The organism is Methylobacterium segetis (assembly GCF_004348265.1).
Classification (GTDB): domain Bacteria; phylum Pseudomonadota; class Alphaproteobacteria; order Rhizobiales; family Beijerinckiaceae; genus Methylobacterium; species Methylobacterium segetis.
Genome location: NZ_SMNT01000132.1, coordinates 1 through 9,399 on the forward strand (window position 1 = coordinate 1; position 9,399 = coordinate 9,399).

Consider the following 9,399-nt stretch of genomic DNA (forward strand, 5'->3'; position numbering starts at 1 on the left):
GCTGGACATGATCACGGGCAAGGGCCCGTCGAAGCGCAACGAAATCTGGTATTTCGGTGAGAGCGAGTTGGGAGCCGTCCGGATCGGCGATTACAAGTACCGCTTCATCGACCAGCCCCGCGGATGGGTGGGAGACAAGTCCAAGCCCGACATACCCTACATAACCAACCTGCGGCTCGATCCCTTCGAGCGCACGGGCTGGCCGGACGAGGGGACCAAGGCCGGGGCGCAGAACTACATGAGCTGGTTCCTGTACGAGTTCTGGCGCTACGTATTCGTCCAGCAGGAGGTGGAGAAGCTCGCCATGACCGCCGTCGAGTTCCCACCGATGCAGAAGGGCGCGAGTTTCAACCTTGAGGCAGTCAAGGCAAAGATCCAGGCCGCCAGGACGGCGATAGCAAAGTAATGCTCAGATGTGGCAGCGGAGGACGTGCGCCAAGCCGCCGACGTCCTCCGCGACCGCTTGCAACCCTCAAGGTAAGTGCGTCTGGGCCATTCACGTCGTGCGGAGATCCGCCAGAGCCGCGACCTCCCGGCAGCTGAACGCTACGCCGCCGAGATGAAAAGCATTCCTGCGTTAGCATTTGCCGGCGTTCACCGCCCATGACGCAGGATCCGGACGGGCGGCGGACTGAAACAAGCCAGTTAAACACAGGCGGAGGTTGGCGTTCGGAGGAGCTGCCCCGTGAAACGTCTGAAGCTGCTGGGTCAGCGCCTGCTGATTGCGGTTCTGGGACTGGTGACAGTCTGGCTGATCTTGGTGCTGTTCTATGATGTCGCCGATCGGCGCCTTCCGCTCGTCCTGGCGCTGGCATCCACCTACGCCGCCGCTGCCTACCTGATCCTGCCGCGCGCGATCAGGCTCGGCGCGTACATCCTCAACCGGGGCCAAGTCCCGTCCTACACGCTTACCGGCGATGGCCTGCCCGGCGATCCCGTCAACCTGGCCCTGATCGGCTCCTTCGACGAGTTGCGCCGCGCTTTCCTCCAAATCGGTTGGACCCAGGCTGATCCGCTCGGCGTAGGCAGCGCGTGGAAGATGGCGCGCGCCTTCGTCCTGAACCGTCCCTATCCGGATGCCCCGTTCAGCACACTCTACCTGTTCAACCGGGGGCAGGACGTCGGCTTCCAGCGGTCGATCGACGACAGCCCGCGCAAGCGCCACCACGTTCGCTTCTGGGGCCTCCCGGTTGAGCGCGCGGAGATCACCCTCGACACCGCAGCCTTCTGGCTCGCGTCGAGCCGGCCAGCGGGCGCGGAGCGTGTCCTGTGGATTGGTGCCGCGACCAAAGATGTCGGCATCTCCCTGACGCGCCTCAGCTTCCAAATCACCCACGCGACTGACGCGGACACCAACGCGGAGCGTGAGTTCCTCATCCGAGAGCTGACGGAGCACGGAGTGATCGCACCGGTGCGCTATCATTTCCCTGGCGAGCGACTGTCGATCGGCACCGTGAACCGCTACGTCAGCGACGGATTGGTGGCTGTCGCGGAACTGAGCCCGTGGGCTGGCCCTCCGCTTCGTCTAGACGGCTCGGTCTTGAGCGACATTCCCGTGAGATTCGACTGAATCCTTCCAGGGGGAAAATTCGCCCGCGGAGGGAGCGCGGCCGATTGTTGCCGCGTCCGTCGTCGACCGATTGGTTCTCGCTCCGGCTATTCTCCTGCCCCTGGCCGCTTCCGGAGCGTTCCCTCACCTGCTGGTGACGTTTGCTGTCCTCGACCCAGTGCGGGCCATCGGTGCATCGGTGCTTTTGGGCGGTAGCCGGTCGGCGTAAGTCGCTCACGTGGTGCGTGCACGATCAAGTGCCGGAGAGCGGGTCGAGGGCCGCGGCAAGGCCGATGCCACGTGCCGCCCACGAGGCCCAATGAGCCGGCCAGCCCCGTAGCTCGGCGTTCCTGCGGCCGCCGAAGCGCCATGTCCCCAGCGCTGGCCCAGGCGTGACCTGCGCGGCGGGGCGCGCCGTGGGTCGGCCAATGGGTCTGCCGAGGGCCCGACCCTCATGCGCGGCGCGGCGGCGTTTGGGGTGTTGGGTGCGCCTGTTCCTGAGAGTGGCCAAGCCCCTAGGCCAGGGACGTCCTATGGAATGCAGGTCCGGATGGCGGCCAATGCCGAGGCTGGGACCGCCGTGTTGGTCGGGCTGCCCCACGGGGTTGGGACAACCGCGTATTGGGGCGGAAGGAACGGTAGAGAGGGGCTTGTCAGGAGACCATTGAGCACCGCGACGACCGCGCCCTTCGCGCAGTCGAGCACTGGCGCCCCGGAGGCGCCTGCGTTGAGAAGGAGGCGGTTGGCTCCCTGAACTTCGACAAGAGCCAAGCCAGCGTACCGGCCCACCGCGTCGCTGACGCGCCGAACGATGCCACGCGCAACCTGCATCCGTCCGTCCGGGTAGCCTACGACCATGACGGATGCATCTGGGGTGGGGGCCGTCGATTGGACGTCGAGCACGGTCGCATTCGGGAAGGGATCTTGCAGTTCCATGATGGCCACGTCGTCCGCCAAGCCGGTAGGTCCTGGTCCGCGCCGAGGCCCTTCGGAGATCCTGCCCTTGACAGCCACACGTAGCCGGACCCGCGTCGCGATCTCCACCTGCCCCTCGCGGGCGGCCTGCCGCAACTCAACGTCCTGCCATGCCCCGTCAGGGAAATCGTTCGCGAAATGGGCGGCGGTCACCAGCAGCCGGGGCGAGGTGTAGAACCATGCGGTCGCCTGCTCTCCGACGACTTCGCCGTTACCCTCACGCAGAGGCTCGTCGAAGTATCGCGCGACGCTGACGACGGCTCGAGCGGAAAGCGAAGAATCGATGCAGGACCCAGTCTGCTCCTGGGCTTCGGCACGAGTGGCCATCGAGGCGAGGCTGACGAAGAGCGTGACCAGCGCCAAGCCGATGGCGCACAGTTTCCCTCGGACCTGCCATGGCGGGACCATGTATTTCCCCATATTCCGCTGCTGGAGCTGCGGAACATCGGGACGACGCAGACGAGCACAGATCCAGGAGTACGGTTTCAACCCTGGGAGAAGGCCGGTTGTTCCTGGTGCAGGGGCCCTGCGGCCAGGCGCTCGCACGAGGAAACCTGGGCCATTCTAACACTTCGTCTGCGGCACCATTCCGAGGTCGGCTATCCGCTCCGGACAGACTTGTCCGACTTTTTCGGAGCTATCGCCTGGATTTGTTGAGACAACCTGTCCCGACTGATCAAGCAAGTGTATTGAAAGCGACGATAACGGCTACTCTGCAGGCATATCTCTGCCTGCAAGCTTAAATCATGGGAGACGACAATGTCATCCTCCGCACTGCATAAGACATGTCGGGTCGTCGGCATCGGCCTCACGACGGCGGTCGTGCTGGCGTATTCCGCGGCAGTGGCACAGCCGCTGGCGATCCGCGTCAATCCGCACCTTGCCGATGAGGGTATCCTCATGTCCGGCAACCAACCTGCCACTGTCCAGACCTTGTTCGAATCCGGACCTCGCTACACCGAAGCCAATGGGCGCGGGCGCAGGGTGGGCGTCGGAAGCTCCGTGCCGGACTGGGTCCAGATCGGCTCGTTCCAGAACGTCGCCGTCCCTGGGCTGAATCCCGTTGGCTACTACGGCTACTTCATCTCCCCGGACGACAAGGCCGTCGTCCTTGACCTGGGCTCCCGTAGAATCGTGCGCGTCATCCGTCCATGATGGGCGCGCCAATCCGGAAGAAGAGGAGAGACTGGCGCATCCTGACTTTGCCTGCGCAACGCCTCTCCTGAACGTTGGGGCTCTGCCGGTAATCGGCCGGTTCAGCAGTCGCACAGAGGCCGGACCAGCCCTATACCGAGCGCCGCGCTTCAGGTCCGCGTGCCCTCTGCCGCTGCTTCTGTGCTTCAGGTTCGGGAAGTCCAGCTGTGTATTGCCGTGTCCCATGTGCTGGCACATCGCAGCCAACAGAGAGGGATGACCGACGGCTCTCGTCTCAGCTCTTCGCCACGACCACCTTCGGTTCGGCGGCTGGCTTCGGCGGTGCGACCCAGAGTGGCGCCGAAATCGTCAGGTAGGCGGCCGTGCCCGTGAACCGGTTCCTGACGTCGAATTCGCGGAAGAAACGGACATTGGTGGAGACCGGAATCTCGCCCAGCTTGAAGGTGTAGCCGACCTGACCGCCGAGCGAGGTGACCCGTCCCTTGAACGGACCGATCCGGTCACCGGGGCCGCTGTCGCCGGTGAGCTGGTTGTAGTAGTAGCCGACGAGACCGATCGACAACTCCTTGCTCAGATACTTCGAGGCCGACCATTCCAGATGGAACTCGGTGCCGGTGAGGTACTGGGTCGCCGGGTTGATCCAGTTGAAGGTGACGCCTGGGGCCACCGAGAGCTCGTAGCCCAGGGCGGGATCGAGGTAGGTGAGCGCGCCGCTGAGATCGAGCGCCGGGCGGTTCAGCGAGATGTTGGACAGCTGGCCGGTCTCGTAGGAGGCGGACGGCACGACACCGAGGAGTGTGCCGCTCCAGTGGAAATTGCCGGAATGCCAGCCGACGAACGAGGCGAGATAGATGTCGCCGACGTTGAAGACGGCGTCATGCTCGCGCCCGGCGATGATGCGATCGATGCGCGGCGAGAACAGGACGGTCGCAGCGCTCACGTTGGGCGTGCCGAACGGGATGGTCAGGGAGAAGCCGAGATTGCCGCCGAAGATCTCGACCGGGGTGACCCAGATCGGCGTGATGAAGTTCGCGCTGAGGTCGAGCTTGACGTTCGCCGCGACGACACCGCCGCTCTGGAAGGTGCGTCCACCCCCGAGGTTGCCCGAATAGTAGTAGGTTTCATTCTCGAAGTAGAAGCCTGGCGGCGGCGTCACGCCCGCGAGCGGGCCGCGATTGCCCAGCACGTAGACGCCCTGGGCCCCCTCGGCCGCCCGTGCATCCGATGTTACAAGTATTCCTGCGGCGCAAGCGATTCCGACGCTAAGGTTCCGCCAAGTCCCAGGCATTGCCATGCCTCCAGAAACCAATGCGATACGGCTTAGCTTGCGCAAACATCGCCGATTATCAAGGGTTAAAGTCGTACGATAACGCACACCGATTATCAATGTTGCATCAGACCAACACGATTTTACCTGCGCGGCATCTTTCGATGGAAGCAGTCTAGTGACAGTTTAGCCTCGCGCGGCCTCCATGAGCATCCTTGAACGAGTGGTTGGGGCCGCTGCGGGCCGACATGTCCTGCCCGGGCGCACACGATCGGTCGCTTTCCTTTCGGACATGCCCTCCATCAGGCGCGCCGCCCCGCCAGGCGAGGTTCTACGCCACCGAGATCGCCCGCATGCAGGCGCTTGCCAGATTGACGGTGATGCCTGACGCGGCCGCGCCGCCCCGGTGAGGCCAGCGGCTGTCTAAGTCTGCAGCCTCCCTCCTGCGGGGAGTGTGCATGCAGAGAGAGGCCTCGCCCTGGAGCTAGCGGCTCCCGCTGTGGGCAAGGAACCCCCGCGGGGGTGGGACGCGGCGGAATCCACCGGCTTCATTGGGCAGGAGCCGGATCATTCCGGCTCGGGCAGCCCCATCAGACCGGTCAAGAAGAGCGCTCCGGGTTGAGCCGTCCTGCGGATCTCGGATTTCCCGGCCACAAACAAGCGCCCCGGGATCTCTCCCGAGGCGCCGTTTGACGAAGCGGCCAGATGATCGGATGCCGGGGACGCTCGGCCAAACTTCAGTGTCGTTGTCGAGATTAGTACGTGCCGAACTTGTAGTTCACGCCGGCCCGCACCACCGCAAACTCGATCGGGTTGTTGCGAGCGATGACGCCGGGCGCCAGGACAGCGGTGGCACCGGTCGCGGTGTTGAACGCGAACACGCCGTTGTTGCGGTTGTTGCGCTCCAGGTTCACGTACAGACCCTCCACTCGGAACGTCACGGCCGACGCGCGGAAGAAGTTCAGCCAGCTATCGGCCGACAGCGCGTACTCGACGCCGCCGCCGGCGGTCCAGCCGGTGCGGAAGTCGTCGTTGCCGCGGAAGCCGCCGAAGCGGAGTTCGTCGCTGCCCGAGCCGTAGGCGAAGCCGCCGGTGCCGTAGATCAGGGTGCGATCCCAGGCATAGCCGAGGCGGCCGCGCACCGTGCCGAAGAAGTCGAGGCTGGCCAAGCCGACCGGGTTGACAAACGCGATGTTGGGAGCCGGTGCGAAGCCGGGGGTCAGCGCGAAGCGGTTGCGGTTGCGGCCGAAGTCGACGTATTGCGCGTCAGCCTCGATGCCGACCACCGCGCCCGAGCCCGGCGTGAACTGGTAATTGTAGCCGATCTGGCCACCGCCGCTGAATCCATCGAGGGAGTTGCGGCCGCCGAACACGACCTGCGACGGGGCAAGCGGCCCGACGACCAGCGGGCTGCCGGCGGGCAGGTTCACGATGAAGGGGCCATTTCTGCGCGAGCTGGCGTCGAAGGCGTAACCCGCGTTGAAACCGGCGTAGAAGCCCGTCCAAGTGAAGACCGGGACCGGCGTGAACACCGGCGGGGGAGCTTCGCGGCGGGGGAGGTCGGCGGCGGCGGCGGCACCCATCAGGGCTGCCGTGGCCGCGCTGGTGAAAAGCAATTTTCTGATCATGTGGTCCTCGCTTCCTGGTTGGAAGTCCGGTCAGCCTTTCGAGGCGCGCCCTGCCTGCCTAGTGCCGCCGCGCAATGGGAAGGCTTTGGTAAAACGCGTACCACCACTGAAGTAAAGGCGCGCCCGCTTCCGTGTTGCGAAAGTGTAACGGCTGGCTCGCAAGTCCACATCATGAAAAACCCTGCGAGCCGCAGAGCTCGCAGGGCAAGTTTGCTTTCAGCAATCCAGAGGACCAGTCGGGAAAGCTTGAGAACTAAGTTTGCACGCCATGGCGCCGATCGGCAAGTCTGACGGCTGAGTTCATGTTACGTGAGTGTTGCGCGAAGGAGAGTCGTTCGCCTTTCATGCATCGAGAAGGCGCCGAAATGCTTCAGGCATCAGCAAGGTACACCGGCCGGAGACATAGCTGGGGGAGATCTCCGGCCGGCAATTTGGGCGAGAACGATCGGGAAGGCATGATGCTCACCCTCGAACTTCGTGATGTCGAAATCAGGCGGAGGCGTGGCAGTAGAAGGACCGGTCTGAAACCGGACGTATGCCTCCATTTCACAAGCCGAAAACCTAACCGGATGTCGCGGCACGATCACTCGCGCGCTCTCATCTTTCGGATGGTACCGCTTTGGACGGACCGGACTTCAGGATGTTGGAAACTTACTTGAAATTGTAGCCGCGGTGGTCAGTTGGGCGGCACGGCCAGCGTCCTCACGCCGAACCAGCCCGCTGACCCTGTTCTCTGAGCGACGCCTCTGCGCAGATCAACAGCCTTGGCAGATGCTGCTCATGGCCCCCTTGCCTCTGAGCGACCCACCACTCATCCTGTGCGGCTCGCGCCGCCTCATCGCTGCGGTCGGCGCCTCGATTTAGCTGGCCATCGGCAGCCCTGGCCTGAATGCCGGATCCGACCAGATCACGATTTTCCACACAGCCCCGGCCGACCGGGTGCTGCGGCTTTTGGAGCAACACCTTAGGCTCGGCAGACGTCTTGGTCCGGCATGTGGCATCCTCAGGCAGGCTTTGTGATTGACGTTCCAAAGGCGCATGAAACGTCAGCGCTTTCGCCGTTCAGAAGACCGTTCGGCGTGTGCGGAATACGGTACATCGACGCCTGGAACTGCCTGATAGGGCGACCCCTTTCGAACGTCAGACATACGGTGCGCTCCCGGGCCGAAGCCGGGCCGCGGTCCCATTCGGTCAAGCTGCCTTGCTCAGACTCGGTATGCTGCCATGCGCCGCGATCCGATGTGGCTCTCGAAGTATGCCCTCGTCGTGCTGACGGCTCGCGAAGCCGGCCCGATCGCACCTGGAGCGACGAGGGGCTACATCGGGCGCGCGTCATAGAGGGATGGTGATTTTTCCGGGAGCCGCCGGCCGGTGCGGGATTCTCAGGAGACGGCCATGGATGTCACCAGACGGACCTTCGCCGCGGGCGCCGCCACGCTGCCCCTCGTCGGCTCGGGCCTGCCCTCCGCCCGGGCTCAGAGCATGGTCCAGGACGCGCCGGTCATCGGCAACCATGCCGCGGCGGACCCGCTGGAACTGGCGATCGACGCCTACGTCTACGGCTACCCGCTCATCACCATGGAGATGACCCGCCGCGTCCTCACCAACGTGGCCGCGCCCGAGGGCACGCGGGGCGCCCCGATGGGCCAGTTCGCCAATGCGCGCGCCTACCCGGATCCGGCCTTCAGGGCCGTCACCGCCCCCAACGCCGACACGCTCTACTCGAGCGCCTTCGTGGATGTGGGCACGCAGCCCTACCTCTTCAGCCTCCCGGACGAGGAGGAACGCTACTTCCTCATGCCCATGCTCAGCGCCTGGACGAACGTCTTCGCCGTGCCGGGCAAACGCACCACCGGGACGGGGCCGCAGACCTATCTCGTCACCGGCCCCGGCTGGAGCGGCAGCGTGCCGGCCGGCGCCCGGCTCATCCAGGCCCCCACCAGCCTGATCTGGATCCTCGGCCGGACCTACTGCACCGGCACGCCCGAGGATTACAGGGACGTCCACGCCCTGCAGGACCAGTACCGGCTGATCCCCGCCAGCGCGGCCGGCAAGGCGTACACGCCGCCCGCCGGCCGGGTCGATCCGAGCCTCGACACGAAGACGGCCGTGCGCGAGCAGGTCAACCGCCTGGATGCGGCAGCCTACTTCACCCTTCTCGCCGCGCTGATGAAGGACAACCCGCCCGCGCTCGCGGACGGGGTTCCCGTCGCCAAGATGGCCGCGCTCGGCATCGGGCCGGGCCGGCCCTTCGATCCGGGCAGCCTGCCGCCCGCGACGCGCGAGGCGATCGATCAGGCCCCCCGGCAGGCGCAAGGCCGCATCCTGGAGCACATGAAGGCGACGGGCCGGCACGTGAACGGCTGGACCTTCACGACCGATGGCGGCGACTACGGCAAGGACTACCTACAGCGCGCCCTCGTCACCGCGGTGGGCCTCGGCTGCAACCTGCCGCAGGATGCGGTCTACCCGCTCACCACGGTCGATGCGGCGGGGCGGCGGCTGACCGGCGCCTCGACCTACGTGATGCGCTTCCCGCCCGGCGAGCTGCCGCCGGTCAACGGCTTCTGGTCGCTGACGATGTACGACGCGGATTACTTCTTCGTCGCGAACCCGCTCAACCGCTACACGGTGAGCCCGCGCAACGACCTCAAGACCAACCCGGACGGCTCGGTCGACCTCCTGATCCAGCACGAGAGCCCCGGCGCGCAGCGGGAATCGAACTGGCTGCCGGCGCCGGCCGGCCCCTTCGTGCTGATGCTGCGCACCTACTGGCCGAAGGACGCGCTGCTGAACGGGTCCTGGGCACCGCCGCCCGTCACCCG

At 65.3% G+C, this 9,399-nt stretch carries 6 protein-coding genes and 1 pseudogene; 4 read left to right on the plus strand and 3 right to left on the minus strand.

What is annotated here, in order from left to right; all coding sequences use genetic code 11:
• Positions 1–406: pseudogene (locus tag E1J50_RS23660) on the plus strand (arylsulfatase); the annotation flags it as partial.
• Between the two features lie 279 nt (positions 407–685).
• On the plus strand, positions 686–1,570 hold the full coding sequence (locus E1J50_RS23665) for an LssY C-terminal domain-containing protein (protein ID WP_132256285.1): 885 nt from the start codon (positions 686–688) through the stop codon (positions 1,568–1,570).
• 510 nt (positions 1,571–2,080) lie between these two features.
• Here E1J50_RS23665 and E1J50_RS23670 read toward each other — a convergent pair.
• The gene (locus E1J50_RS23670) at positions 2,081–2,944 is read right to left on the minus strand and encodes a S1 family peptidase (RefSeq protein WP_132256288.1); all 864 of its coding nucleotides are present in this window, start codon (positions 2,942–2,944) and stop codon (positions 2,081–2,083) included.
• 339 nt (positions 2,945–3,283) lie between these two features.
• Here E1J50_RS23670 and E1J50_RS23675 point away from each other — a divergent pair, with 339 nt between their 5' ends.
• Entirely contained in the window at positions 3,284–3,679 is a 396-nt protein-coding gene (locus E1J50_RS23675) for a hypothetical protein (RefSeq protein ID WP_132256290.1), read from the plus strand.
• Between the two features lie 274 nt (positions 3,680–3,953).
• Here the strand turns inward: E1J50_RS23675 and E1J50_RS23680 are convergent, their stop codons facing one another.
• A complete protein-coding gene (locus E1J50_RS23680) occupies positions 3,954–4,967 on the minus strand; it encodes a SphA family protein (RefSeq protein ID WP_207919279.1) in 1,014 nt (337 codons plus the stop codon).
• Positions 4,968–5,701: 734 nt separating this feature from the next.
• On the minus strand, positions 5,702–6,574 hold the full coding sequence (locus E1J50_RS23685; RefSeq protein WP_132256293.1) for an outer membrane protein: 873 nt from the start codon (positions 6,572–6,574) through the stop codon (positions 5,702–5,704).
• Between the two features lie 1,395 nt (positions 6,575–7,969).
• On the opposite strand from E1J50_RS23685, the gene E1J50_RS23690 reads away from it, so the two are divergent.
• Positions 7,970–9,399, plus strand: a 1,430-nt coding sequence (locus tag E1J50_RS23690) for a DUF1254 domain-containing protein (protein ID WP_132256295.1), incomplete at its 3' end; no start/stop codon positions are given.